We start from the raw sequence: 26,347 nt of genomic DNA on the forward strand, positions 1-26,347 counted from the left end.
GCCCTGGCGCCCGAGCAAGCAAGGACCGAGACCATCCGACGAGGGTGCGAGCGACCCGCCCCGGCCGTGCTCCGACGACAGGTAGTTCTGCCCCGCTCACTTTGACTGCGTCCTCTGCGGCCGTCACCGGGTCGGCCATCGGCGCGCCGGGATGCTGCGCCAATCGGTGCAGTGACACGGCCAAACAGTCATGGCGTCAGCCGTCACCTCGAAAACCGAAGCGCGCTCGCGGCAACCAATCGTCCGGCTATTGTTGATCGTCGATCGGTTTGACCGAGTAGGCCGGAGCGCGCACCGGCTGGATCGTCAGCCGATAGGCGATCAGGTTGGTGCCATCGAAGGCCTCGAGCAAGTAGTCGCAAACGGGGCAGTGATACTCACCTTTGGCGCCAGGTTCGGACCATAGCTCCAACCGCCGGAAACCTGCGCCACAGCACGCGCACGTCACATCCGCTTTGCGCACGTTGATCCTCTTGGCTGCGTTCTGCAGGACGTAAAAACACCAGGTGAACTCGGCAATGAAACGATGGCTGTCGCCTGACTGAGGCGAAAAGCAAATGCCATGGAACTCACGTTCGCATTCCAGGCAAGATGCTTCGGCAGCAAAGTACAGATTGTGCCTGGGGTTGATGACAGCTGCCTGACCCTTTTGGAAGGCGCGCCCTACTGCATTCCGTTGATCTACGTCAATCTCGCGAGGCGAAATTGTCGCAGTGTCGCCGCTCGCAATATTGTCCCATAGGGAGGACACGCCATGCTTCGTTGTATCCTCGCCGCTCTGGCGGCTCTGGTGCTCGTCGCTGTTTGCCTGATTCCTGATGACGCCTATGCCCGTCGCGGAGGAGGCGGCGGCTTCCGCGGCGGCGGAGGCGGCTTTCGCGGCGGCGGTGGCATGCATGTAGGCGGCGGAAGAGTTCACGGTGGAGGATATCGCGTTGCCGGCCGTCCAGGTGGCCGACCGATTGCAGGGCGTCCGGGCTATCCCGGTCGACCGATTGCAGGGCGCCCTGGCCGCCCGGTCGCCGGCTATCCCGGCTACGGCAGAGGCTACTATCGGCCGGGCTGGGGTTATGGTGCTGCCGCCGTCGGCGCTGCAGCCGCAGCCGGCGCGTATGGCGCCTATGGCTACTACGGCAACCAAAGCTGCTACTACAATGAATACGGGCAAATGGTCTGCCCGCAGTATTGATCCGGCTGAGCTGCAATGGATGGACATGCGGTTGCACCGCACCGGCTCGCTGTCGAGCTTCGGTCAGGCATCGGCATGTCCATTTTGAATGGATCGATCGCAAAGAGACGCCATGATCGCCATCGTGGCGGTCCCTTGAATTTTGCTTTTCCAAGGAGACGGCTCGATGGAGTACGACGCCTTCACCGACGCGAGCCTTAAGATGATGTACGAGGCTGTTCGCGGCGCGCTCGAAGCCGACGATGAGTTCGAGGCAAACGGTGAAGATCCAAAATTCCGGGTCCGGTCGACGGCCGAATGGAAGCGGCATGCCAGCAATCTTGAGGCCGAGATTCTGAAACGGGGGCTCCAGATCGACATCATCGACTGGACGCGCGGTCAGAGCGAGCTACCGCTGTAAAGCCATCAGGTGTCCGCGTGAACGCGACGAGGAACACGGGCCCTCGTCCGGATCGGTGCCGGCAACGCTCGCCGTTGATCAAACCGGGCCGTGCGATCCAGGTGGCACCATGTACAGGGTCATGGCGAAAATCACATAGATCAGCACGAGCAAGGCGCCGATAAACCATGCCGACCGCCCGCTGTTGGTGATGAAGCAGGATGTCACGGAAGCGATCATGACCATCGTCACGGCGCCCGGCCAGAACTGCAAATCCATCGGCTTCGGACCGACGACGTAGCTCAGAAGCACCAGCGCCGGCGCGACAAACAAGGCGATTTGAGACGCGCTGCCGAGCGCGATGCTGACGCTCATATCTAGGCGGTTCTTGCGCGCCGCAGAAAACGCGACCGCCATTTCTGCCGCGGCGCCGACCAGCGCGACGATGATGAAACCGACGAACGCCGGGCTCAATCCCAGCGTCTCGCCCGCCTTCTGTACCGAGCTGACGAATATTTCGCTGACCAGCGCGACCAGCACCGTGACCACGAGAAGGGTGCCTAACGCAAGTCCGATCGGCCAGCCGGCGCCGCCGGTTTCGCCATGCTCCTCGCTTGCGAACAGCTCCTTGTGTGTCTTGAGCGAGAACAGCAAGCCGAGCCCATAGGCACATATCAGCAGCACTGCGAGGCCCGTACTGAGAGCCAGCGCCATGGCCTCGCCGCGCGCCGGATCGAGGTCGGCAACAGCCGAGGGCGCAAGCAACGCAATCGTGGCCATCAGCAGCAGCGCTGCGTACATCCTCCCGCCGGCCCGATTATACTCCTGAACGTGATGGCGGAGCCCACCGAGCAGGAATGATGCGCCGAGCATGAAGAGTGAATTGGTGACGATGGCACCAGCGATCGATGCCTTGACCAGCATGTACTCTCCGGCATGCAGCGCGGCGATCGCGATGATCAGCTCGGTCAGATTGCCCAAAGTTGCGTTGAGCAGGCCTCCGACTGCGTCGCCGGTTTTCTCTGCGACGCTCTCCGTCGCGTGGCTGAGAAGGGCGGCCAACGGCACGATGGCCAGGACGGCGAGCACAAACAGGGCGGTGTGGGCGGACGGAGCTGCCGTCTCGACCGCCAGCACGATCGGTACGAAGACCAGCATCCAGAGCAGTGGATTATGTCGAATTTCCTTGAGCAGAAGGTGCATGGTACCGCCCGGTCGAAACGAGGTCGACAGCAGTTTCTGAACACCGCAGGCAGCGTAACCTTGATCTAGCTCAACAATCCGGCGCCACCGTCGCGCCGGTCATGGCTTGAGCCGGACCAACCGATCCGGAGCCTCACGGAACTTCCCGAACGGTCAGAAGCGCGTCCATATTTTCCGGCTCCCTCTGCCGCTTGACCTAGATCAACCCGTGGCTGACGTGATTGTGGTTGCTCTCGCGGACATCCTTGATGACCAGCTCAGGAGCGTACAATGACGAGGAACGCAGCTGTCGCAGCGATTGCATTTTTGGTGACGACCTCGTCTCTCGCTTTTGCAGCAGAGACATCCACAACAGTCGGAGCCGCGCAACCCAGCGCAGCCGATCTGAAGAGCCTGACGGACATGCGTGTCGGGATCGTCAGGGCCGCCTTGCAGCTGACACCCGATCAGGAGAAATACTGGCCGGCCATCGAGGATGCCATCCGTGCGCGAGCGAAAAACCGGCAGGCTCGGTTGGAGCGAATTGCCGAACTCCAGGAGAACGGACCGATGGAGGCCCTTGGTGGAAGCAATCCGGTCGAGATGATGCAACGCAGGGCCGACCGGCTGATTCAGCGCGGGACCGATCTCAAGAAGCTCTCCGATGCCTGGGAGCCGCTCTACAAGACATTGAGCGATGATCAGAAGCGAAGGATGGCATTCGTGTCGTTCGCCGTCATGCGCGGCGTACGAAACGCGATCGAGCAGCGTGGCGGTCCGGACGACGAAGACGAATAAGGCCAACCGGACGCAAGCGAACGGCCCCGCGCTGGTTTGTGCGTGAAATGGACGCTCGACCAACGCGAGCGTCACGCGCAGCCGCCAAAAAGAAAACGCCGTATTGCAACCGTCCGTCTATGTTGCGGGCGATTCCATGTCATGGCGGGCATAGTCGCTTCGCCGGAAAGCACCGCGTTCATCAACCCGGTCATTCCGGCGGCGGAAAGCGGTCGAAGGTCGGCAGCTCATGCGCATCCTCCATCCAGCGCAGCCGCTCCGCGACCTGGATATGCATCGTGGCCGGCACCACGTCGGGATCGTCATAGGTACCGCTCTGGATGTCGATGAACCCGGGCAGCACGTTGCCATTGGTATAGAAAAGTCCGCTGCCGCAGTTCGCGCAGAAGTGCCGCCGGCCGTGCTCCGAGGATCGGTAGATCCTGGGCTGCCCCTTGGTCACCTTGACCATGTCCTCGGCAACCATGACCCAGCCAACCATCGGCGCGCCGGCGTGGCGCCGGCAATCGGTGCAGTGACACAAAGCATGGACGACCGGTTCGCCGGTCACCTCGTAACGGATCTCGCCGCAGTGACAGCCGCCGGTGACGTCAGCCATGTTTTCCTCCGCTCGATCAGTGGTTTGCCGGGTCGATAACGCTGCAAGCACCAACGCTTCAATTGCGCATCTTGCCCGTGCGTCGAGCTGTCGCGCGGTCCCCTGCGCCGCCGATCATGCGGGCCTCACGAAATCGTCATCCCTGCCCTCGGCCCCGCCCAGGCCTCGGGAATAAAGCCCCAGCCCCACCGATCATCTCCCCGGAAACCCAATCCCTGGGCCCACGGGAGACTTGCCATGAGCGGACACGATCACGACCATCGCGATGAGGAAAAAGGCGTCAGCCGACGCAAGGTGCTCGAATGCATGACCTGGGCCGGCACCGGCGTGCTGTGGACGGTCACCGGCGGCGTGCCGCATTCGCTCGGCATCGTCGGCTCGGCCGCGGCTGCGGAAGCTGCGCCCGGCATGACCTTCATGCAGATCAGCGACAGTCATGTCGGCTTCGACAAGCCGGCCAACCCGAACGCCATCGGCACGCTGGAAGAGGCCATCAACAAGGTCCGGGCGATGCAGGTCAAGCCGTCCTTCATGATCCACACCGGCGACATCACCCATCTGTCGAAGGCGTCCGAATTCGATGACGCCGATCGCATCATCTCGCAGGCCAAGCTCGACGTGCACTACGTGCCGGGCGAGCACGATTTCATCGACGAGGAGGTCAAGCTCTACAAGGAGCGCTACGGCCGCGGCACCAAGGGTCCGGGCTACTATTCGTTCGATGCCGGCGGCGTGCATTTCATCGGCCTCGTCAACGTCGTCGACCTCAAGGGCGGCGGCCTCGGCAATCTCGGCAACGAGCAGCTCGAATGGCTGGAGAATGACCTCAAGGGCCGCTCGAAGTCGACGCCGATCGTGCTGTTCGCCCACATCCCGCTGTGGACGGTCTATCCGCAATGGGGCTGGGGCACCGAGGACGGTGCCCGTGCGCTGGAATACGTCAAGGGCTTCGGCTCGGTCACCGTGCTCAACGGCCACATCCACCAGGTGATGCAGAAGGTCGAGGGCAACGTCACCTTCCACACCGCGCGTTCGACCGCCTTCCCGCAGCCGGCGCCGGGCTCCGCCCCCTCGCCCGGCCCGATGAAGGTGGAGGATGCCAAGCTGCGCAGCATGCTCGGCGTCGCCAGCATCAACTTCAAGCAGAACAGCCAGCCGCTGGCGATCATCGACACGCCGCTGCAAGGCTGAGGGACAAGACCGATGAGTTCGATCAATCGACGCGACTTCGGGATCGCCTTGGTCGCGACCATGCTGCTGCCGGTCACGGTGGCCCGCGCCGAAGATACCGCGGTTCACATTGACAACTTCTCGTTCACCCCGCCCCAGCTTGAGGTGAAGGTCGGCACGACAGTGACCTGGACCAACCGCGACGACATCCCGCACACCGTGGTGTGCGCGGGCAAATTCCGCTCCAAGACCATGGATACCGACGGCACCTTCTCGTTCACCTTCACGGAGCCCGGCGAGTACAAGTATTTCTGCTCGCTGCATCCGCACATGACAGGCAGTGTCAAGGTTGGGTAACGTGACAACCCATACGATCACAACCATGCCCGGCCGGTGGCCCTGCGCCCCCGGCCGGGCACGAGCCGTCTCTCGACATGCCGGGCAGGACACGATGGTTGTCAACGCGTCGCAAGACGATCCCGAAAAGGCGCGACGCTTCCGCGAGGCCGCGCTGCCGTACCTTGACGACGCCTATACGCTGGCCCGCTATCTGCTGCGCGATGCCGCCGACGCCGAGGATGCGGTGCAGGAATGCTATCTGCGCGCCTACAAGCATTTCGACAGCTACCGCGGACCTGCGATGAAGCCGTGGCTGTTCGCGATCCTGCGCAATGTCTGCCGCGCCGAATATGCAAGGCGCAAGACCGCCCCGACCGCGGTCGAGGAGTTGCCCGAAGGCGGCGAGCAGACCCCGCTGTGGAATGAAGCCCCGGAGACCCCGGAAAAGCAGCTGCTCCGCCGCTTCGACGGCGAGACCGTGCGCAAGCTGGTCGCGGCGCTTGCCGAGCCGTTCCGCGAGACCTTCGTGCTCAGGGAAATCCAGAATCTTTCATACCGTGAGATCGCCGATGTCGCCGCCGTGCCGGTCGGCACCGTGATGTCCCGCCTTGCGCGCGCCCGCGCCATGCTGCGATCGGCCTGGCTTGCGGAACAGGAGCAAGCGAAATGACCTGCGAGGAAGCCGAAGTGCTGATCCACGCGCTGATCGACGGCGAACTCGACGCCGGCCATGCGCGCGAAGTGGAAGCCCACGTCGAGGGGTGCGCGCATTGTGCCGCGCTCATGAAGGAGTATCAGGAGATCCGCCAGGCGATCGCCGAGAGCGATTTGCGCTACAAGGCGCCGATCGAGCTGCGCCGCAAGATCGAGAAGTCGCTGCCGCAACCACAAGCGCGGGCGGCGCCGACCCGGCGCTCGGTGCTGCGCGGCTTCGCGCTGGGCTCCGCGGTGTCGGCGATGGCAGCGACCGGCCTTGTCGCGATCGTGCTGCGCAACGATGATGAGCAGCGCATCGAGAACGAGGTGGTGTCGGCGCATCTGCGTTCGCTGCAGGCCGGCCACCTCACCGACGTGATCTCGACGGATCAGCATACGGTCAAGCCCTGGTTCAACGGCAAGCTCGACGTCTCGCCGCCGGTGATCGATCTCACCGCGCAGGGCTTCACGCTGATCGGCGGCCGGCTCGACTACGTCAACGCCCGCGAGATCGGCGCCGTGGTCTACAAGCGGCGCCAACACGTCATCAACCTGTTCGTGGCGCAGACCGCGAACACCGAACGCAAGGCGGCGAAGATCTCGACACTGCAGGGCTTCAACATCCGCCGCTGGAGCGACCGCGGCCTGAACTACTGGGCGGTCAGCGATCTCGGCGCCGACGAGCTCTCCGAGTTCGGCGACAAGTTCGAGGGCGCAATGCGCGCCAACAAGGAGGGGTGAGTCTAGTAGCCCGGATGGAGCGAAGCGCAATCCGGGAACGGTCTTGCCGGTTGTGAGAATCCCGGATTTCGCTTCGCTCCATCCGGGCTACATCGTGAGGCCTACGCCGACTTGCGCACCGCGTTGTCGACCAGCGTCTTGCCGAGCGACCAGATCGCGCCGGGCACCTTGTGGCTGCCGGCGATCACGTCGTCGAACGACTTCTCGATCCAGGTGCAGTCCTCTTCGGTGATCATGAGCGGCGGCAGCAGCTTGATGGTGTGGAGGCCGTGGCCGGCGACCTGGGTCAGGATCTTGTGATCCTTGAACAGCGGCACCGTGATCAGCTGGCAGAACAGGCCCTTGTTGGCGGTCTCCAGCAGATTCCATGACGCCTTGAGCCGCAGCGATTTCGGCGGACCGAACTCGACGCCGATCATCAGGCCCTTGCCGCGCACTTCCTTCATCAGCTCATAGCCGGGCACCATGCGCGTCAGCGCAAGACGGAGCTCGGCGCCGCGTTTGGCGGCGTTCTCGACGAGCTTCTCGGCCTTGATGACGTCGAGCGTGGCGATGCCGGCGGCCATCGCCAGATCGTTCTTGGCAAAGGTCGAGCCATGCACGACCGCGCGATCCATCTGGTTGAAGATCTTGTCGAAGATGTTCTTGCGCGTCAGCAGCGCGCCGATCGGCACATGACCGCCGGATAGCGCCTTCGCCAGCAGCACCATGTCGGGCTCGATGCCCCAATGCTCGATCGCGAGGAATTTTCCGGTGCGGCCGATGCCGGTCTGGATCTCGTCGGCGATGAACAGCGTGCCGTATTTGCGGCACAGCGCCAGCGCGCCGGGCAGGAACTCGTCGGTGGGCATGTTGACGCCCTTGCCCTGGATCGGCTCGACGATGAAGGCGCCGACCTGGCGCGACGACAGCGCCTTCTCCAGCGCTTCGAGATCGTTGAAGGGAATCGGAGTGCAGCCCGGCAGCAGCGGCTCGAATCCGCCGCGGAAATTCGAATCATCCGTCAGCGACAGCGCGCCGTAGGACAGGCCGTGGAACGAATGCCCGCAATAGACGATACCGGGGCGGCCGGTCGCGCCACGCGCGAACTTGATCGCGGCTTCGACGGTTTCGGCGCCGGAATTTGCGAAAAACACCTTGTCCAGATATGGAACATGTTCCAGAAGGCGTTCCGCGAGCACGCCGGCGAGCGTCGAGACATCGAGCTGCACGAGATTGGGCAGATCGGCGTCGAGCACGCTCTTCAGCGCCTGGCGCAGGGCCGAATGATTGCGGCCAATCGCAAAAACGCCAAATCCGCTCAATAGATCAAGGTAACGAGCCCCCTGACGATCGAAGAGGTATTGGCCTTGCCCCTTCTGGAAGCCGACGTCGTAGCCGATGGTCTTGAGAACGCGAACGAGCTGCTCGTTGAGGTGACGTGTGTGCATGGCACCGCGCTGCCCCTCGCGCTCCACAAAAATCTCGGAAACGTCTAAATTGGAACTTACCATTCGTTACATACGTCGGTTGATGGCCATCTCGTCAACTTAAAACGCTCGCTAGCGGCGTTTTGACCCCCGCTCGGATCGTCCAGTTAAGCACAGGTTTGGACCATGTTGCACTGCCCAAGAACTTTCGCGCGTACAATAGCCTTTTCAGGTTTATTTTTGGCCACCGTATTATCACCGGCACTTGCAGCGGATCCGACCGGCGACTGGAAGGTCGCTGACGGTGTCGCCACCATCCGCGTCGCCCAGTGTAATGGCAACATGTGGGGTGCGGTGTCTTGGGAAAAAACCCCAGGCGGCAAGGATAAGAACAATCCTGATCCTGCGAAGCAGAGCAGGCCGACGCTCGGCATGCCGATCCTGATCGACATGAAGAAGAAGGCCGGCGCGGATGCGTGGGAAGGTCAGGTCTACAACGCCAAGGACGGCCAGCTCTACAGCTCGACCATCAAGCCCGTCGGCACCGATCAGCTTGAGATCCAGGGCTGCGTGCTCGGCTTCCTGTGCGGCGGCGAGACCTGGACCCGCGTCGGTCCGCCGATTCCGGTGAGCGCCGCCGGCAATCCGGCGGCGAAGGGCACCCAGCCCAAGTCAACAGCGCCGCAGAAAACCACCGGCGCCGTGGCGCCGGCCACCAAGCCGGCTCAAAAGCAGGCCCCGGGCAATGCCAATGCGCAGGCTGACGCCGTGGGCGATATCTGCCTGCTCCCCGACATCGCGCGACCGACGCATTAGCGGAAACCTGCGGGAACACCGTCCGCTGACATCGCGGCTCGGCGGCGCCTGCCGCCAAGCCGGTTCGACAGCGAATCGCCAACGCGTCAGGTGACGTCGTTGGCGATATCCTCCTCCTTGACCTCGCGCGGCTTGCCCATCAGCGCCGGCTGGAACAGCAACACCGCCGCGAGTGTGGTGACGAGCGAGAGCGCCAGCAGCTTGCCCATGCTGGCGGTGCCGGGATGGCTCGACAGCCACAGGCTGCCGAACGCGGTCGCCGTGGTCAGCGCGCTGAAAAAGATCGCGCGTGTCAGGCTCGACTGCAGCAGATTCGTCCTGCCCTGCCGCCACGCCGTGACATAGTAGATCTTGAACGCCACGCCGACGCCGAGCAGCAGCGGCAGGGCGACGATGTTGGCGAAGTTGAGCGGCAGCCCGATCAAGACGCAAATCTCCAGCGTGACGATGCCGGCGACGAGGAGCGGCACCAGCGTCATCAGCACGTCGACGACGCGGCGCAGCGTGAGCCACAGCAGTAGGCTGATCGTGACCAGCGCCAGAATGCCGGCGTGGATGAACGCCTTCACGATGACGTCGCCCGACTTCAGGATCGAGACCGGTCCGCCGATCGCGGTCGGCTCGGCGGCGAGCACGGCGTCGGCAAAGCGGCGCAGATTGTCGTTGTCGTTCGGATCGCCCTTCGGCTCCACCTCGACACGCATCAGACCGTCCTTGGTCTTCCAGCTGGCGACGAGTTCCGGCGGCAGGTTCTGCAGCGTGACGGTCTGGGCCTGCAGCGTATTGCGGAGCTGATCGAACACGATCTTCATCGGCGCGACGAATACGTCCTGCGCCTTGTCGCGGGTCGCCTCATTCGCATCGGCGAGCTTCTGCAGCGCGTCGGCGAGCCGGCGCGCGGCCAGCGCACCCGGCCCCTTGCCGTCGCCCGCGGTCTTGCGCAGGCCGTCGACCGAGCTCTTCAGCGACTCGACATTCTCCTGATCCGACGGCGCCGGATCGACCGAATCCGGGTTGAGCGCGGGGCCGAGCGTCTTGGCCGCCTGCGCGATCAGCTTCAGCTTGGCCGGCTGGTCGTCGGGCACGAAGCTGTCGAGCGACATCACGCGCGACACTTCCGGCAGCTTCTCGAGCTTGGCCTCGATCTTCTTGGCGTCGGCTTCCGAGCGCGTCATAACATTGATGGCATTGGCGCCGGTGTTCGGATCCTTCCTCAGGTCGAGGAAGGTCGCGATCGATTCCACCTTGGAATTGCGCAGATTGATCGGGTTGAAGTCGAACTTCATGTAATGGAGCAGCGGCAGGCCCGCGACCGTGACCAGCAGCGTGCCGACGATGATCGGAACGCGATGCTTCTCCAGGAAGTTATCGAGCGGCGCCAGGAAGGCGTAGCCGACCGGCTCCTTCTCGCCGGGCGGATTGAGCAGATCGAGCAGCGCCGGCAGCACCGTGATGCTGGTGACGAACGCCACCAGCATGCCGGCGCCGGCGATCTTGCCGAGCTCCGAGATGCCCTTGTAGTCGGTCGGCAGGAAGCAGAGGAAACCGGCAGCGGTCGCCATCGCGGCGAGCGACAACGGCACCGCCGAGCGGCGCGCCGCGTTTTCCAGCGCCAGCGTCAGATTGTCGTTCTTGAAGCGCTCGGAGCGGTAGCGGACGCTGAACTGGATGCCGAAGTCGACCCCGAGGCCGATGAACAGCACGGCGAAGGCGATCGAGAGCAGGTTCAGCGAGCCGACCATCATCAGGCCGACCGCCGTGGTGATGGCAAGCCCGATGAACAGGTTCACGAACACGGCGAAGATGATCTTGCCGGAATGCAGCGCCATCCAGAGGATGACCAGCACGATCACCACGGTGCCGATGCCGTTGGTGATCGCGCCGTCCTGCACGGTGGCGTATTCCTCGTTGGCGATCGGCACGGGCCCGGTCAGGCGAACGCGCGCATGATATTCGGTCGGGAATTTCAGATCGGCCGCCGCCTGGCGGATCGCATCGGTCGCGGCCTTGCCCGGCTCCAGCGCCGAATAGTCGATGATCGGCTTGATCTCGATGAAGGCGCGCTTGTCCGAATCGGTCAGCGGCTTGTCGCTGGTGAGCTCGCGCCACGAGAAGGTCGCGTTGCCCTTGGCGAGGACGGTCTCGACCGTCTCGGAGATCAGGTTGAAGGGCGGCGCGGCATTGTCGAGCTTGACCTGCCCGCGCTTGACGCCGGCAAGGCCGGTCTCGAGCGCGCCGGTCAGGCCGCGTATCGAGGGATCGCCGGCCATGATCTCGATCAACGGTGCGGCCGATTCGAGCTGGCCCGCGACCTTGCCGACTTCTTCGGTCGGCAGGAACAAGAGGCCGTTCTTCTCGAAGAATTCGCCGGAGCCGAGCGCGGTGATCGCCTCGAAGTTCTTCTTGTCGGCCTGCAGCTTCGCGGTGAGCGCCTTCGCGGCCGAGCTGGTCAGCTCCGGCGTCGCTCCCTCGACCACCGCCAGGATCAGCCGCTCGCGATCAAACGCTTCCTCGAACTGGTTGTCGCGCTTGCGCCAATCGAGATCCGGCGAGATCAGCTTGTTGATGTCGGTGTTGATCGAGAAGTTGCGGGCCGTGTAGAAGCCGGCGCCGATCGACAACAGGACAGAGATAATCACAACCGGAAGGGCAAAACGCGTACAGGTCCTAACAACGGAGACGACAATATTTGTCAGCACTTCGTTTCTTTCTAATCTCGGGGAAGCATGGCCGAAAACGCCCGCTCTGTAGCGGAGTTCCCGGGACCGATCTAATGTTGTTTTGGTTATCTTCCTCGACGGGACGGCGAGGAGGTTCCAAACCACAGGAACGGCCACGAATGGCCGGTATAAACCGCATCAGTGGGCGATAAAGTGACGAACAAGTGAGGGAGACGGACGGTCGCAGGGGTCGAAACCCACACCATATTACCTCTAATGCCCCTCGTCCGTGACCACGCCCCCATCGAACCGCTACCTTTTTGCCACAAATCGCTGTATTTCCATGCGCTTGGGGCGCAGATCCCGTCCAGGAACTGTGATGGCTCGGACATTGCAACTGACGTTGCGACGTCCGACCTGTGGAGTGCGTTGCCGAAAAGGCCGCAGGGCATTGAACGAGATTGGTGCAATTTGCGTAACGGACGTCAGATGGAAGTGTTTCTTGCTCAGCCGCGCGGCTTTTGCGCGGGCGTTGTGCGCGCGATCGAGATCGTCGAACGCGCGCTCGAGAAGTATGGGCCGCCGGTCTATGTCCGCCACGAGATCGTGCATAACAAACACGTCGTCGAGAGCCTGAAGAAGAAGGGCGCGATCTTCGTCGAGGACCTCTCGGAAGTGCCGGCCAAGGCGGTGACCGTCTTCAGTGCCCATGGCGTTGCTAGGAGCGTCGAGGAGGAGGCGGAAGCCCGCGATCTGCCGGTGCTCAATGCCACCTGCCCGCTCGTCACCAAGGTCCACAACCAAGGCAAGCGCTATATCTCCAAGGGCCGCGCGCTGATCCTGATCGGGCACGCCGGCCATCCCGAGGTCGAGGGAACCATGGGCCAAGTTCCGGGGCCGGTCCTGCTGGTCCAGAGCGTCCAGGACGTGGCGGAACTGAGGCTGCCGAGCGATGCGCCGGTCGCCTACATCACCCAGACCACCCTGTCCGTGGACGACACCAGGGACATTATCGCGGCCCTTCAGGCAAAATTTACAGATATTCAAGGCCCGGATATCAGGGATATCTGCTATGCGACACAGAACCGCCAATCTGCGGTAAGGGACCTCAGCAAACTGGTTGACGTCATTTTGGTGGTGGGGGCCGCCAACAGTTCCAACTCGAACAGGCTTCGTGAAATCGGCACCGAGGTCGGCGTCGCGAGTTATCTCATTGCCGATGGGAGCGAACTCAATCCGGATTGGCTCAAGGATGCGAAGGCCGTCGGCATAACCGCGGGCGCTTCTGCGCCCGAAGTTTTGGTCGACGATGTGATCGAGGCTCTGCGGCGGATCGGACCGGTGTCGGTCTCGGTCGTTCCGGGCCGAGAAGAGAATATCGAATTCCGGCTGCCAGCCGAACTGACTGCGGGCTGATCTGAACCCACATCCCTTTGATAAGTGCAGAAAGAAATCGTCTAATGGCTATACCGTTCTTCAAGGAAATGCGTATCGGCGGTTATCTGATCAAGCAGAAGCTGCTTGGCCGCAAACGCTATCCGCTCGTGCTGATGCTGGAACCTTTGTTCCGTTGCAACCTCGCCTGCGTCGGCTGCGGCAAGATCGACTATCCCGATGCGATCCTCAATCGCCGCATGACGGCGCAGGAATGCTGGGATGCGGCCGATGAGTGCGGCGCGCCGATGGTGGCGATCCCCGGCGGCGAGCCGCTGATCCACAAGGAGATCGGCGAGATCGTGCGCGGCCTCGTGGCCCGCAAGAAGTTCGTCTCGCTGTGCACCAATGCGCTGCTGCTCGAGAAGAAGCTCGATCTGTTCGAGCCGTCGCCCTATTTGTTCTTCTCGGTGCATCTCGACGGCCTGAAGGATCATCACGACAAGGCGGTGTCGCAGAAGGGCGTGTTCGATCGCGCCGTCTCGGCGATCAAGGCGGCGAAGGCGCGCGGGTTCACGGTCAACGTCAATGCCACAATCTTTGATGGTCATCCGGCCGAGGAGATCGCCAAGTTCCTCGATTTCACCACCGAGCTCGGCGTCGGCGTCTCGATGTCGCCGGGTTACGCCTATGAGCGTGCGCCCGACCAGGAGCACTTCCTCAACCGCACCAAGACCAAGAAGCTGTTCCGCGACGTCTTTGCGCTCGGCAAGGGCAAGAAGTGGAATTTCATGCATTCCGGCCTGTTCCTCGACTTCCTCGCCGGCAACCAGGAATACGAGTGCACGCCCTGGGGCATGCCGGCGCGCAACATCTTCGGCTGGCAGAAGCCCTGCTATCTGCTCGGTGAAGGCTACGCCAAGACCTTCAAGGAGCTGATGGACACCACCGACTGGGACACCTACGGCACCGGCAAGTACGAGAAGTGCGCCGACTGTATGGCCCATTGCGGCTACGAGCCGACCGCGGCGACCGCTGCGATCAACAATCCGCTGAAGGCGATGTGGGTTGCGCTGCGCGGCATCAGGACATCAGGCCCGATGGCGCCCGAGATCGACATGTCGAAGCAGCGTCCGGCGCAGTACATCTTCGCCGAGCAGGTGCAGAAGAAGCTCTCGGAGATCCGCCGCGACGAGGCTGCGGCCGCCGCCGCCAAGCAGCAAGCGAAGGCCTCGACCGCCGCCTGAAGCGCGACGTGAACGAAAGCAGAAACATGAAAGCCCCGGTTCAGCGAACCGGGGCTTTTTTCTTGGCTCAGGATGCCGCCTGCTTTTCCGGTCTCGTGCGCAGAAGCAATTTCTCGATCTCGGCGGCGCGCGGCGCACTGAGTGTGCCACGCTCGATCCCGAGCGGGACGTTGCGCAAAGCGAGCTCGCGATACAGCGCTCCGGAGGGAGGAAAGCGCTCATCCAGCGCCCGGAGGTGCTTGAGGATCGTTCCGACGTCGCCGCGCGCCACGCAGCCGCCCATGCCGTTGGCCAATCCGCCGTCGAGAACAGCCGCGACCGTCCCCCGCAGCAGCGGCATCATCGCGCGCAACGCGTCGGCCTCGCTGGCGCCGAAGCTCTTCCAGAGCTCGACGCCCTCCTTGAGCAGCGCGATCAGGAACGGGCCGACATAATATGCCGACGCATGATAGAGCGCCCGCGCACCGGCCGGCAGCGCCAGCGGTTCACAACCGATACGGGTCGCGAGCAATTCCAGGTCACGCCTGAAGTCGCCCTCTGCCTCGATGCCGACGGTGCATCCGCGCAACCCCTCGAGCGCGACGTCGGGATTGGCAAACATCTGCATCGGATGAAATCCGCCGGTCGCGGCGCCTGCGGATTTCGCATGATCGAGCGCGGCCAGTTCGGTCGCGCCGCTGCAATGAACCACGCGGTGACGCGGCTCCCAGCGCAAGTCGCGGCAGACCGGCAGGATCGCGTCGTCGCTCACGGTCAGGAAAACCATGTCGCATCGGTCGACGACCTGCTGCGCATCCGTCATCGGCCGCGCCGACGGGATGCGGGATCCGAGCCGCTGCGCGGCATCGGCACCGCGGTTGTAGAACGCCGCGACGTTCAGCCCCGCGCGGGCGAACGCCGGCGCGAGCGTCTGCGCCACGCGGCCGGCGCCGATGAAGCCGATCCGCAACGCCGCCAGCGCCGTGCTCATTGCGCGTAGCTCCCGTCGATGCGGTCGAGTCTGCGCCGCAGCGCCGGCCATTCCAGCAGGCCGTAGCCGGCCTGCAGATTTTGCACTGCTTCATTCAGCACCGGATTGGTGTCGCGCTCATTATCCAGCGTGATCTCGGTGCCGGCAAAACAGGTCACCGTGTTGCCGATCGCCGTCTCGGTCGGCACATGCAGCGGCCGGCCGCAGCCGAGCGCGTCGACCTGGATCCGGCAGGCCTGCTCCAGCCAGTAGATCGCATTGAACGCCTGCGGAATCGTGTTGCCGCAAACCAGCAGGCCATGATTGCGCAACACCAGCACATTGTTGCGGCCGAGATCGGCGACGACGCGATCGCATTCCTCCCGATCGATCGCCGGCCCCTCGAAATCGTGATAACCGATCCGACCGTGAAACCGCATCGCCGTCTGCGACAGCGGAAGCAGCCCCTCGGCAAGCGCGCTGACCGCGGTGCCAGCCCTGGTGTGGGTATGGAGAACGCAGTTCACGTCGGGCCGCGCGCGATGGATCGGGGCATGCAGATAGAAGCCGGCCACGTTGACGTTGTAGCCGTGGTCGGGCTGCAGCAGGGTGCGGCCCTCGATGTCGATCTTGACGAGGCTCGAGGCGGTGATTTCCTCATACAGCATGCCATAGGGATTGATCAGGTACTGATCGTGATGCCCCGGGACCTGTGCACTGATATGGTTGTAGATGAGGTCGGTCATTCCGTAGAGCGCGACCAGGCGGTAGCACGCCGCAAGATCGACGCGGGTTGCCCACTCCTGTTCTCCCACGACGGCCCTGACATCGCTGACGGCACAAACTTCGATCTGACGCATGTTACTGGGGCCCTTGGTGTCGGATGACGGATGCGCGCTCGACGATACGGCTGAGGCTTTCCGTCGATGGAAGCCCGCCGAATACCTGCATCCCGTCCGCGCCAAGCCTGGATTTCACGAACAGATCAGCGGCAGCGGCGTCGCCACGCCTCAGCATCTCGGCAGCCTGCAGCGCATGTGCCATGCGGGTGACGAGCGCTCTCGCGTGCCCGTCGTCCGGGTATCGAGCACGCAAGCGATCGGCGAGATCGTCCGTGCTTCGGTCATAGATCGGATTGAGGCCCCTGCTCGCACGCAACTCGTCGATGAATGCGTCCCGGCAATTCGCATCGCGTTGCATGGCGCGCAAAACGTCCATGCACATCATGTTCGAGGTGCCTTCCCAGATCGAATTCAATGGCGCCTCGCGATAGAGCCGGGCCATCGGATTCTCCATAATGAAGCCGTTGCCGCCATGCACCTGCAGGCATTCATAGGTGAAGGCCGGCGCGCGCTGGCAATTCCAAAACTTCATCACCGGTGTCGCGACCCGTGCCAGCAATCGCTCGTGTTCGCTTGTCTGCAGGCCGTCGGTCGCACGCGCGATCCGAAACGCGCCGAGCATCGCCGCCTCGCTCTCGAGCGCGAGGTCGGCGAGCACGTTGCGCTGCATCGGAAGCTCGGACATTGGCTTGCCGAACGCCGTTCGCGTTTGCGCGTGGTTGAGGGCGAGGCTCAGCGCCTGGCGCATCAGCCCGGCGGAGCCGACCGCGAAATCCAGCCGCGTCAGATGGGCATGCGAGAGGATTTCCGCGATGCCGCGGCCCTCTTCGCCAACCAGGATCGACCACGTATCGTGGTACTCGATCTCGCTCGACGCGTTCGATCGGTTGCCGCACTTGTCCTTCAGACGCTGAATGTGGATGCGGTTGGCACTGCCGTCCGGCAGCAGGCGCGGCACGAACAGGCAACTGACGCCGGACTGGGTGCGCGCCAGCGTGTAGAATCCGTCGGCCACCGGCACCGAGAAGAACCATTTGTGGCCGGTGATCGCATAGATCTCGCCATGCGCGCCGCGCTCGACGAAGCGCGCGGTGGTCTGGGTCTCGCGCAGATCGGAGCCGCCCTGCTTTTCGGTCATGGCGTAACCGATGACCGCGGCGCGCTTGGCCTCGATCGGAAGCCGCCGCGGATCGTAGTCTGCCGCCAGCGTTCGCTCCCGCCACAAATTGAATTGCGGCTTGCCGGAAAACCCGGCGATCGCGGCGTACGCCATTCCGGTGGGGCAGCCGACGCCGTTCTCGATCTGATTCCAGAGATAGCTCAGCGCCGCACGCGCCAGATGGCCGTGCGGTTCGCGCGTCGACCAAGCGAGGCTATGCACCTCGCTCCGGAACGCCAGCGCCATCAATTGATGCCAGGCCGGATGAAATTCGACCCAATCATTGCGGTTGCCATACCGGTCATGGGTCAGGAGCTTTGGTTCGTGCTCGTTGGCCAGCCGTGCCGCCTCCTGCACGGATTCGCTGCCGGCATGAGCGCCGAGCGCGGAAAGCTTGTCTTTCGCCCACGGCGCGATCGTCGCGATCAGGCCACTCAGCGCGCGGTCGTCGTCGAACGCATTGAAGCCGAGCGCCGGCAGCGCCTGATTGCGTACTTCATGGGTCGCAAACGGAGCGGCTTTCGCTTCAGCGACGGCAACCGGCTGGACGCGCGCGTTCATGCGGAGACTCGCGATACGGGGGTGAGTTCAGGGGTGGCGTGGCGAAACAGCATGCGCGCGGAAAGCCCCGCGATCGATTGTGCGATCGCCTTCGCCGCGTCGGAATCGGGGGCCGCTTCGGGCGCAAGGGGACCGACCAGCGCCTCCATGAAGGCGCCGGTCACGCAGGATGCCGCGACGTTCGCATCGATCTCGACGAACTCACCGCCGGCGATACCGCGCCGAACCAGCCTTGCGATCTGATCGGCCAGGGCCGCCCGGTATTTCAGGCGCGCCGCGTCGATCTCGGGTTCACAGGGTTCGGCGATCAACGCGTACGCCAGGCGGCGGCCGCGCATCGCCCGGACCGCGAAAGTGTAGATCGCGTCGACCAGGCACTGGGACGCCGAGCCTTCCGCCTCGACGATCGCGGCGACGACAGCCACCTCGCGCTCGGACACCAGGGCGAGCACCTGCGCGTACAGGTCCGCCTTGGAGTCGAAGTAGCGATACACGCTGCCCGTGGCCACGCCGGCCCGTGAGGCGATCAGGGCGATCTGGGCGTCCTTCCAGCCACTCAGCGCCACGGCCTCCCTGGCGGCATCCAGGATGCGTGCCTTGGTTTCGACCAGTTGGTTGAGGCGAACGGCAGCGATTGCCATAGTGAACCTTAATTCATGAATAAAGGATCATAGTTCACTCTCGGATGAATAGCCGTAGCTGTCAAGCATCGACCAAGCGCGGTCCGCGTAGGGGCCCTTCCCGGGGCGCCGGCGCGCTGCTGGCAAGTCGTCAGAGGCTGGCCGCGCGACCCCACCAGCGGGGTCTCTCACCGCACAGCCGACGCGCAAGTCCCGCTGACCGCGCGGAACCGGAACAGCGTGGCATCGAGCGAAACCTTTGGGCATCAAAGCAAAAGGCCCGATCGCGATGCGACCGGGCCTGTGAGTTGAGCTTGATGCGGTGAGAAACCCGGTCCCTGCCCGGCGCAGCGGATCAGGCCGCTTTCGCCGTGATCAGAACGTCTTCCACCGGCATCAACACCTCGTTGCCGAGCAGGAAGCCGCGGCAGCTGCGCAGCGAGCGCAGCGCGCGGTTGAAGTCAATTCCGGTCGACACCAGCGCGCGCAGCGTCCGTGGATTGCGGGCGATGCCGCGCAGCACCTTGCGCAGGTCGATGTCGCCGTTCGGCTTCACCGCGGATTTCGCAAGTTCCGGTAGCGCCCGGTGCGCGGGATCGCTGATTACGCGCAATGCGGCAAACGGAATGCGGGCCTTGGCGGCATAGGCCGCCGCGATATGGCTCTCCATATCGACTGCGGCTGCGCCCGTCATCGAGCGCAGAGCGGCCTTGCAGGCCTTTGCCGCGATCACCTCTTCCACGCCGGCGAGACTGCCGCGGACGATCCTGCGGCGCTTCAGCGCGGCGCTGGCGATCATCTCTTCGTTCAGCGCGGATGCGGCCAGGAAACGGGTATCGCCCGACATCACCTCGGTCGCAACCACGACGTCGCCCGATTTTAGCGACGGATCGAGCCCGCCGGCCACGCCGAACGAAATCACGCCACGGAAGGTGGTCGGATCCAGCGTCGCGAGCAACTCACGCAGCTGCTGCGGATCGCTCGAACTGCAGATTACGATCATGCCGGGGCCTGCCGCGATGCGAGCCTCCTGCACCAATCCAGTCACAATCAATACCGGCCGAGGATCAATTCTACTGCCCACGGTCTCGGCGGCCCCCGCCTCAACAATCACATCCCGACCCCTACCACCCTGCTATTGGTGCTTCTCAAATTTCGATACCGCGCCAGCGCCCAGAGCGGAAAGAACTTCGAGTAGCCATGATATCGCAAGTAAAATACCCGCGGAAACCCCGTAGCTGTGTATCGCTGCTCGTCCCACAGCCCTTTTTCCGTCTGTGTTGCCTTTAGGTACTCCACCCCGCGCGTAACAGCGGGATTTTCGACCTCTCCGGCCGCCATCAATCCAAGCAAAGCCCATGCCGTTTGCGAGGAGGTCGAAGGCGCAACTTCATAACCCTTGTAATCCAGCCGGTAACTGACGGCGTCCTCGCCCCAGCCGCCGTCCTGATTCTGGACTGACGCCAGCCAGTCGACCGCCTTCCGAATCATCGGGTCGTTGCGATCGACCCCTGCGACATTTAGCGCCGAGAGCACCGACCAGGTGCCGTAGATGTAATTCAGGCCCCAGCGGCCGTACCAGGAGCCCTCGGCAAGCTGGGTGCGGCGCAAATAAGCGACGCCGTCAGCCATCGCCTTGTTGCTCTCGACGGTCTCGCCGAGCTGGCCCAGCATCGAGATGCATCGCGCGGTGACATCCTCGGTCGGCGGATCGAGCAATGCGCCGTGATCGGAGAACGGGATGTTGTTGAGGTAATATTCGAGGTTGTTGACGTCGAACGCGGCCCAGCCGCCGTCGCGGCTCTGCAGCCCCTCGATCCACTCGCGGCCGCGCGCGATGGCCTCGTCATATTCCCTGGTTCCGGTATGACGCCGCACGCGATCCATCGCCATCACGACCACCGCGGTGTCGTCGAGATCGGGATAATGGTCGTTGTTGTACTGGAACGCCCAGCCGCCCGGGCGGACGTCCGGCGCCTTGACCGCCCAATCGCCCTTCAGCTCCAGCACCTGGCGCGGCTTCAGCCAGTCGAGGCCCTGCTTGGCCTTGGCCAGGGTGTCGTCGCCGCCCGCCTCCTGCAGCGCATGACTGGCCAGCGCGGTGTCCCACACCGGCGAGACGCAGGGCTGGCAATAGGCCTCGTGTTCGCCGATCACCAGCAGCTTGTCGATGCCGCGGCGGGTGATGGCGCGCGGCGGGAAATTCTCGTCCTTGCCGAGCGCCTCGTACATCATGACGATGTTGGCCATCGGCGGATAAATCGCGCCCATGCCGTCTTCGCCGTTCAGCCGCTCTTCGGTGAAGGCGAGCGCGGCATCGATCGCGCGCTGGCGCAGGCTCTTCGGAAACATCGGCTCGATCACCCGCAGCACGGCGTCGAGCGAGCGGAACAGATAGAACCAGCTGGCGCTCTGATGCGGCGCCTTCGGCGCCATGCGGACCGATTTCGGATCCTCCAGGAACAGTTCGTCGATGCCGACGCCTTTCGGATTCTTCGCACGCGGCTTCAGCGCGGCAAGCACCATCAGCGGCACCATGGTGGTGCGCGCCCAGTAGGACATCTTGTTGATGTGGAACGGCGACCACATCGGCAGCAGCATGATCTCGATCGGCAGCACCGGCGTCGCGCGCCAGGTCACGACGCCATAGAGCGCGAGCAGGAATCGCGTGAACACGTTGCTGCCTGAAGCGCCGCCGCGCGAACGGATCGCCTCGCGCGCCCGCGCCATGTGCGGCGCGTCGACGGAATCGCCGATCATCTTCAGCGCGAAATACGACTTCACGCTGGCGCTCATGTCGAACGGGCCGTCATGCACCAGCGGCCAGCCGCCATGGGCGCCCTGGACGCGGCGCAGATAGTTGCCGATCTTGGCCTCGAGCCCGGCATCGATCGGCTCGGCCAGGTAGTGACGCAGCAGGACATATTCGGCCGGAATGGTGCTGTCGGCCTCGAGCTCGAACACCCAATGTCCGTCGGACTGGCGATAGCCGAGCAGCGCTTCAGTTGCCTTGGAGATACTCTTCTCCAGCGCGACCGGGTCGACTGCAACGCTGTGATCTCTCGCAAGCATTTCGCTCGATATCCTCTTCATCGCGGGCCGGCTGATCGAAAGCCGCAGCCGCTCCAGAGCATGATCCGATTGCTTCGGATCACGTTCTTGTCCTTTTGTTCAGTCGCGTTTGCTTAACGCGAACCGGTAGCCACTTCGCTCGAAAACGCGCCAACGGGTCGAATCTAACGTCTGGCCAGAACCAGATCTGCGGCGCGATCACCGGATCGCACCGATCCCTCGATGGTTGCCGGCAACCCGGTAGCAGTCCAGTCGCCGGCAAGGAACAGGTTTTTTTGCGCCGTCGCGGGCCCCGGACGCAGGGCATTCTGCTCTGGCGTCGCCTCAAATGTGGCACGGCGCTCGCGCACGATCTGCCAGGGCGGCAGGTCGCCGGAAACCCCCGAGGCCTCGCAGATGTCCTGCCAGATCGCCAGCGCGAGCTCCTCGCGCGGCATGTCGACCAGGCGGTCGCCGTTGCTGATCGTCACCGACAGGCGTTGCGGGAACGCGAACAGCCACTCCACAAGGCCGCCGACCACGCCGAGAATGGGCGCGGCGTCGCGCGGCGGATCGACGCGGAAATGCGCATTGACGATGGCGCGGAATTTGGTCGGGGTTTTCAGGCCGGGCAGCAGGGATGCCGCAGCGCGCGGCGGCACGGCGAGCACGACCGCATCGTCGGCTCCCAGCGCAATCTTGTCGCCATTGCCAAAATCAAGCTCAGTGATGCGATCACCCGACATGCCGAGCGCACGCAATTCGTGGCTGAACTGAACGCTGTGGCCCCTCTCCTGCAGCAGCTTCACGGCCGGCTCGATCAGGACCGAGCTCAGGCCGTCGCGCGCGATCAACGGACGGCAGGCCTGCCCGCCCGCGAGCAGCGTCTCGCGCACGATGGCGCCGGCGAGCCCGGCCGAGCCCTCCGGCGGATCGACATTCAGCGCGGCGAGTAGCAGCGGCTGTACCAGGCGGTCATACAGCGTGCCCTTGCAGGGAATGGTGTTGCCGACCAGCGCGCCGGTGCCGGCCCAGGCCAGCGGTGCCAAGGCGAGATAATCGCGCAGGGTCGTATCCGGAACGCGGCGCGCCTCGTCGAACACCCACAGCGGCAGGCGGGAACCGCCGAGGTCGAGTTGCCAGCGCCGGCCGCTGGCAAGATCGACGAACGGAAACTGCGCGCGCGCGGGCCCGACGAGGCCGGCCTCGGTGCCGATCGAGCGCGCGTAGCTCAGCGCATGGCGATTGCCCGACAGCAACAGATGGTTGCCATTGTCGATGGTGAGATTGGTGGCGGCGTCGAAATAGGAGCGGCAGCGGCCGCCGGCCTGCTGCGTCGCCTCATGGACAAACACCTTGTAGCCGCCATTGGCGAGGCGCACGGCCGCGGAGAGGCCGGAAATGCCGGCACCGATGATATGAACGGTCTTTTGCATCAGATGATCGCGTAACGAAGAAGGATGCCGATCTTGGCAGCTTTGGACACACGTACCGGCGCGCGCGGGGCGGTGAAGCCGCGCGCGATCAGAAGATCGAGGATCGCGCGGTAGTATTTCGACATGATCCGCGGCGCGCGCACGGCGCGGCGCGAATTGCGCTTCATGATCTCGTCGGATTTCTGGAAATGCATCTTGGCCCGCTCGGCCAGCGGCGCGCACACCTTCGGCAGCGCGCGGTCGGCGGTGACGCGGGCCGGATCGTTATTGGTGATGCCGGCGTGCCAGAGCCATTCGCGCGGCAGATAGAGCCGGCCGAGGCCGGCATCCTCGTCGATGTCACGCAGGATATTGGTGAGCTGCAGCGCGCGGCCGAGGTGGTACGCGAGCTGGATGCCGTCGTCCTCGGGCAGGCCGAACACGCGCACCGACAGCCGGCCGACCGCGCTCGCGACGCGATCGCAATACAAATCGAGCGTCGCGAGATCCGGCGCGCGGATGTCCTGCGGCACGTCCATCTCCATGCCGTCGACGATCGCGACAAAATCCTCGCGCTTCAGGCCGAAGGTCTTCACCGAGGCGACATAGTCCTTCAGCCGCTCCGGCGGATGCCCCGCATAGAGCGCGTCGATATCGTCGCGCCACTGCTGCAACGCGGCCAGCCGCTCCGGCCGCGGGCCGTCGGAATCGGCGATGTCGTCGACCTGCCGGCAGAAGCTGTAGATCTGGAACATCGCCTCGCGCTGCGCGCGCGGCAGAATGCGCATCGCGGCGTAGAACGAGCTGCCCGACGCGGTGCTTCCGTAATTTGCGTTGGCCGCCGCCTCAACGCTCATGCGCCAGCCGCCGATTTGGAGACCGCACGCCGTCCGGTCGCACGCCGCGCCGTCTCGCCGGCCACGCCGCCAAGGCTCTGCAGCAGCAGTTCGAGCGGGCTCAGATGCACGCGCTCGCTGAGCGGATCGCGCACCTTCAGCATGTTGACGATCTTGTCGGCGAACGCCTGGATCACGGAGATCTCGAGCCCCAGCCTGAAATCCTTCACCTCGGCGGCGAGCGACTTGCTCTGGTCGAGCAGCGCCTCGGTGCGCACGGCGAGCGCCTGCAGGCATTTGAGCAGGGCCGGCTGCGACTTCGCCTCGCCGAGCATCTCGACGGTCGCGCCCGCGGCGGCCAGGGCATCGCGCGGCAAGTAGACACGGTTCAGGTTGCGGTAGTCCTTGCCGCAGTCCTGAAGATGATTGTTGATCTGCAGCCCGGCGCAGAGCGCGTCCGACGCCGCCCACGTCGAGGTATCCTCGCCGTGCACGTCGAGCATGAACCGCCCGACCGGCATCGCCGAGTACCGGCAATAATCGATCACGTCGTCCCAGTTCTCGTAACGCAGCTTGGTGACGTCGAGGCGGAACGCCACCAGCACGTCGAGCGCGTGCCGCGGCGGCATGCCGCGCTCGGCGAAGGCGCGGCGCAGATTGACCGATTCCCTCTGGGTGTCGCCGTTGCCAAGCAGCTCGGCCTCCATGAGGTCGAGGTAGCGCAGCTTCTCCTCGGCGGGCAGCGTGGCGTGATCGGCGATATCGTCGGCGGTGCGGACGAAATTATAGAAGGCCAGGATCAGGGCACGATGCCGCGGATGAATGATCCACGACGCGACCGGGAAATTCTCGTCGCGGTGGGTCTTTCCGGATCGCAGGTCGCTCGCGGTGGTCATGGGAAATTTGGGCTACACTGGTCATGGCACGACGCAGGCGCGAAAGGTCAGCGCATGCGGGGGATTTGCGAGCCCCATATAGGGGAATACGCCACCAAAACCAATGCTGTCCGTGACCGCCAGCATACGAAGCCCGTGGCCGGCACACATGCCGAGCACGGGCCTTGCGGCGATCCATGGGGCCCGAAGCGGCCTTACTGGCCGTGGGTCTTCAGCACCTGGTCGCAGGCGGTGCTGATCTTGCTACGGTTCTGCTGCAGGCAGGCGAGAATGGTGAAATCGCCCTGATCGATCACGGCGCGGCAGTGACGCTGCACGTCGCGCGTGCAGGCCTTCTGCTCATCGGGTGTCCCGCGCGTCTGCTGCTGGGCGAAGGCGCTGGACGAGAGCGGGATCGACAACAGGGCAAGAGCCAAGAGAAATTTACGCATCGTATTCCTTCATTTCCGACAGCAGAAAATCTGTTCCCGAAAAGCGCTTCGGCATGGCCGGGACGGATTTTGGGGATTTGCAGACGCCACGTAACGCGGCAACGGATTGACGACAAGCACCGCTAAATGCGGCTAAATTTGCGGCGCTGTAAACCCCCACATAAGTTATTGATTCGCAATGACGATTCGTGCCATCACTTTGTCGCGTTCGGCTATTGCGGATAGCAGTTGCGCAAAGCTACATGCCATCACGAAGCCGACGGTTTCTGATTCTGTTCGATGACAATATGGGCGCCGCGCGCCGTTCTGTCGTTTGAACCTAACATTCTTCGGTGACACTAAACCTTCGATGCGGCGAGACGCTTTCTTGCGTAGGAAGCGTTGATTTTGATGGGAAAATTCACAATGAAACGGTTTGGTTCCAGCCTTTATGGTCAGGCTCTCAGGGCTGTTGGCGTCGGCGCCGCACTGATGCTCTCTGCCTCCGCCGTCCACGCCCAGGCCAGCGGGCCGTTTGCCGGTTTTGCCGGCTCGTGGACTGGAACGGGCACGGTGGCGCTGTCAAACGGCACGACCGAACGGATTCGTTGCAAGGCGGATTACAAGGTCGCACCCTCGGGCATGAGTCTGAAGCAGTCCCTGCATTGCGCCAGCGACAGCTACAAGTTCGACCTCTCCAGCGATGTCACCAGCCAGGGCGACCGGATCTCCGGCAACTGGAGCGAGGCGAGCCGCAACATCTTCGGCAATCTGCAGGGCACCGCGGGCGGCGGGCGGATCGACGTGTTCGTCGAGGCGTCCGGCTTTGCCGCGAACCTGAACCTGCAGACCAACGGCTCCAAGCAGGTCGTGCAGATCGACTCCAAGGGCGAGATCCGCGGCGTCTCGATCACCATGACGAAGAGCTGACGCTCCCGGCCGATTGCGCCCACAAGACACAAAGGCCCGGTTCCGAACGCTTCGGAACCGGGCCTTTGTGCTGCAGCTTT

General features: G+C 63.8%; 25 protein-coding genes. 10 read left to right on the forward strand and 15 right to left on the reverse strand.

Annotated features, from left to right (window positions below; genetic code table 11):
* Positions 1-247: 247 nt before the first annotated feature.
* Positions 248-919 carry a hypothetical protein gene (locus I6F38_RS32990; protein ID WP_225163362.1) on the reverse strand — a complete coding sequence of 224 codons (672 nt, stop codon included), beginning with the start codon at positions 917-919 and terminating at the stop codon, positions 248-250.
* Between the two features lie 436 nt (positions 920-1,355).
* Between I6F38_RS32990 and I6F38_RS32995 the strand changes: the two genes are divergently transcribed.
* Positions 1,356-1,589 (forward strand): hypothetical protein, encoded by a 234-nt coding sequence (locus tag I6F38_RS32995; RefSeq protein ID WP_028331701.1) that lies wholly within the window; start codon positions 1,356-1,358, stop codon positions 1,587-1,589.
* A 78-nt stretch (positions 1,590-1,667) separates the two neighbouring features.
* On the opposite strand, the gene cax is transcribed toward I6F38_RS32995, so the two are convergent.
* Complete coding sequence (cax, locus tag I6F38_RS33000; protein WP_225163363.1) at positions 1,668-2,771, reverse strand: calcium/proton exchanger; 1,104 nt, start codon at positions 2,769-2,771, stop codon at positions 1,668-1,670.
* A gap of 309 nt (positions 2,772-3,080) precedes the next feature.
* Between cax and I6F38_RS33005 the strand changes: the two genes are divergently transcribed.
* Complete coding sequence (locus I6F38_RS33005; protein ID WP_225163380.1) at positions 3,081-3,548, forward strand: Spy/CpxP family protein refolding chaperone; 468 nt, start codon at positions 3,081-3,083, stop codon at positions 3,546-3,548.
* A gap of 190 nt (positions 3,549-3,738) precedes the next feature.
* Here the strand turns inward: I6F38_RS33005 and I6F38_RS33010 are convergent, their stop codons facing one another.
* Positions 3,739-4,146, reverse strand: a complete 408-nt coding sequence (locus tag I6F38_RS33010) for a GFA family protein (RefSeq protein WP_225163364.1) — start codon at positions 4,144-4,146, stop codon at positions 3,739-3,741.
* A 237-nt stretch (positions 4,147-4,383) separates the two neighbouring features.
* Here I6F38_RS33010 and I6F38_RS33015 point away from each other — a divergent pair, with 237 nt between their 5' ends.
* From I6F38_RS33015 to I6F38_RS33030, 4 genes are all read left to right on the forward strand, one after another.
* On the forward strand, positions 4,384-5,337 hold the full coding sequence (locus tag I6F38_RS33015; protein WP_057015687.1) for a metallophosphoesterase: 954 nt from the start codon (positions 4,384-4,386) through the stop codon (positions 5,335-5,337).
* A 12-nt stretch (positions 5,338-5,349) separates the two neighbouring features.
* Positions 5,350-5,673, forward strand: a complete 324-nt coding sequence (locus tag I6F38_RS33020) for a cupredoxin family copper-binding protein (RefSeq protein WP_225163365.1) — start codon at positions 5,350-5,352, stop codon at positions 5,671-5,673.
* Between the two features lie 94 nt (positions 5,674-5,767).
* On the forward strand, positions 5,768-6,325 hold the full coding sequence (locus tag I6F38_RS33025; protein ID WP_018270594.1) for a sigma-70 family RNA polymerase sigma factor: 558 nt from the start codon (positions 5,768-5,770) through the stop codon (positions 6,323-6,325).
* Entirely contained in the window at positions 6,322-7,092 is a 771-nt protein-coding gene (locus I6F38_RS33030; protein ID WP_225163366.1) for an anti-sigma factor, read from the forward strand. The genes I6F38_RS33025 and I6F38_RS33030 overlap by 4 nt, the downstream gene beginning before the upstream one ends.
* A 101-nt stretch (positions 7,093-7,193) precedes the next feature.
* Here I6F38_RS33030 and hpnO read toward each other — a convergent pair whose 3' ends face one another.
* Entirely contained in the window at positions 7,194-8,585 is a 1,392-nt protein-coding gene (hpnO, locus tag I6F38_RS33035; RefSeq protein WP_225163367.1) for an aminobacteriohopanetriol synthase HpnO, read from the reverse strand.
* Between the two features lie 102 nt (positions 8,586-8,687).
* On the opposite strand from hpnO, the gene I6F38_RS33040 reads away from it, so the two are divergent.
* Positions 8,688-9,317, forward strand: coding sequence for a DUF2147 domain-containing protein (locus I6F38_RS33040; RefSeq protein ID WP_225163368.1), 630 nt, complete (start codon positions 8,688-8,690; stop codon positions 9,315-9,317).
* An 86-nt stretch (positions 9,318-9,403) separates the two neighbouring features.
* Here the strand turns inward: I6F38_RS33040 and I6F38_RS33045 are convergent, their stop codons facing one another.
* Entirely contained in the window at positions 9,404-12,016 is a 2,613-nt protein-coding gene (locus I6F38_RS33045) for an MMPL family transporter (RefSeq protein ID WP_225163369.1), read from the reverse strand.
* 450 nt (positions 12,017-12,466) lie between these two features.
* Between I6F38_RS33045 and ispH the strand changes: the two genes are divergently transcribed.
* Both ispH and hpnH read left to right on the forward strand, forming a co-directional pair.
* Positions 12,467-13,393: a 4-hydroxy-3-methylbut-2-enyl diphosphate reductase gene (gene ispH / locus I6F38_RS33050; RefSeq protein ID WP_028338687.1), complete on the forward strand. Its 927-nt coding sequence runs from the start codon at positions 12,467-12,469 to the stop codon at positions 13,391-13,393.
* A gap of 44 nt (positions 13,394-13,437) precedes the next feature.
* Positions 13,438-14,598, forward strand: a complete 1,161-nt coding sequence (gene hpnH / locus I6F38_RS33055) for an adenosyl-hopene transferase HpnH (RefSeq protein WP_028331712.1) — start codon at positions 13,438-13,440, stop codon at positions 14,596-14,598.
* A gap of 67 nt (positions 14,599-14,665) precedes the next feature.
* On the opposite strand, the gene I6F38_RS33060 is transcribed toward hpnH, so the two are convergent.
* From I6F38_RS33060 to I6F38_RS33105, 10 genes are all read right to left on the reverse strand, one after another.
* Entirely contained in the window at positions 14,666-15,568 is a 903-nt protein-coding gene (locus I6F38_RS33060) for a DUF2520 domain-containing protein (RefSeq protein WP_225163370.1), read from the reverse strand.
* Positions 15,565-16,407 (reverse strand): class II aldolase/adducin family protein, encoded by an 843-nt coding sequence (locus tag I6F38_RS33065; RefSeq protein ID WP_225163371.1) that lies wholly within the window; start codon positions 16,405-16,407, stop codon positions 15,565-15,567. The genes I6F38_RS33060 and I6F38_RS33065 overlap by 4 nt, the downstream gene beginning before the upstream one ends.
* A 1-nt stretch (position 16,408) precedes the next feature.
* The gene (locus I6F38_RS33070) at positions 16,409-18,109 is read right to left on the reverse strand and encodes an acyl-CoA dehydrogenase family protein (RefSeq protein ID WP_225163372.1); all 1,701 of its coding nucleotides are present in this window, start codon (positions 18,107-18,109) and stop codon (positions 16,409-16,411) included.
* Complete coding sequence (locus I6F38_RS33075) at positions 18,106-18,750, reverse strand: TetR/AcrR family transcriptional regulator (RefSeq protein ID WP_018270585.1); 645 nt, start codon at positions 18,748-18,750, stop codon at positions 18,106-18,108. Before I6F38_RS33075 ends, I6F38_RS33070 begins: the two co-directional genes overlap by 4 nt.
* A gap of 334 nt (positions 18,751-19,084) precedes the next feature.
* Positions 19,085-19,813, reverse strand: a complete 729-nt coding sequence (locus tag I6F38_RS33080) for a phosphorylase (protein WP_176936924.1) — start codon at positions 19,811-19,813, stop codon at positions 19,085-19,087.
* 26 nt (positions 19,814-19,839) lie between these two features.
* Positions 19,840-21,801: a squalene--hopene cyclase gene (gene shc, locus I6F38_RS33085; protein WP_225163373.1), complete on the reverse strand. Its 1,962-nt coding sequence runs from the start codon at positions 21,799-21,801 to the stop codon at positions 19,840-19,842.
* A gap of 164 nt (positions 21,802-21,965) precedes the next feature.
* Positions 21,966-23,216 (reverse strand): hydroxysqualene dehydroxylase HpnE, encoded by a 1,251-nt coding sequence (hpnE, locus tag I6F38_RS33090; RefSeq protein ID WP_225163374.1) that lies wholly within the window; start codon positions 23,214-23,216, stop codon positions 21,966-21,968.
* Positions 23,216-24,052: a presqualene diphosphate synthase HpnD gene (gene hpnD / locus I6F38_RS33095; RefSeq protein ID WP_076833035.1), complete on the reverse strand. Its 837-nt coding sequence runs from the start codon at positions 24,050-24,052 to the stop codon at positions 23,216-23,218. The genes hpnE and hpnD overlap by 1 nt, the downstream gene beginning before the upstream one ends.
* Complete coding sequence (gene hpnC / locus I6F38_RS33100; RefSeq protein ID WP_225163375.1) at positions 24,049-24,927, reverse strand: squalene synthase HpnC; 879 nt, start codon at positions 24,925-24,927, stop codon at positions 24,049-24,051. The genes hpnD and hpnC overlap by 4 nt, the downstream gene beginning before the upstream one ends.
* A 194-nt stretch (positions 24,928-25,121) precedes the next feature.
* On the reverse strand, positions 25,122-25,358 hold the full coding sequence (locus tag I6F38_RS33105) for a hypothetical protein (protein WP_092083335.1): 237 nt from the start codon (positions 25,356-25,358) through the stop codon (positions 25,122-25,124).
* Between the two features lie 405 nt (positions 25,359-25,763).
* On the opposite strand from I6F38_RS33105, the gene I6F38_RS33110 reads away from it, so the two are divergent.
* Positions 25,764-26,267 (forward strand): hypothetical protein, encoded by a 504-nt coding sequence (locus I6F38_RS33110; RefSeq protein WP_028331723.1) that lies wholly within the window; start codon positions 25,764-25,766, stop codon positions 26,265-26,267.
* Positions 26,268-26,347 lie beyond the last annotated feature (80 nt).

Source organism: Bradyrhizobium sp. BRP56 (assembly GCF_020194035.1).
Taxonomy (GTDB): Bacteria; Pseudomonadota; Alphaproteobacteria; order Rhizobiales; family Xanthobacteraceae; genus Bradyrhizobium; species Bradyrhizobium australafricanum.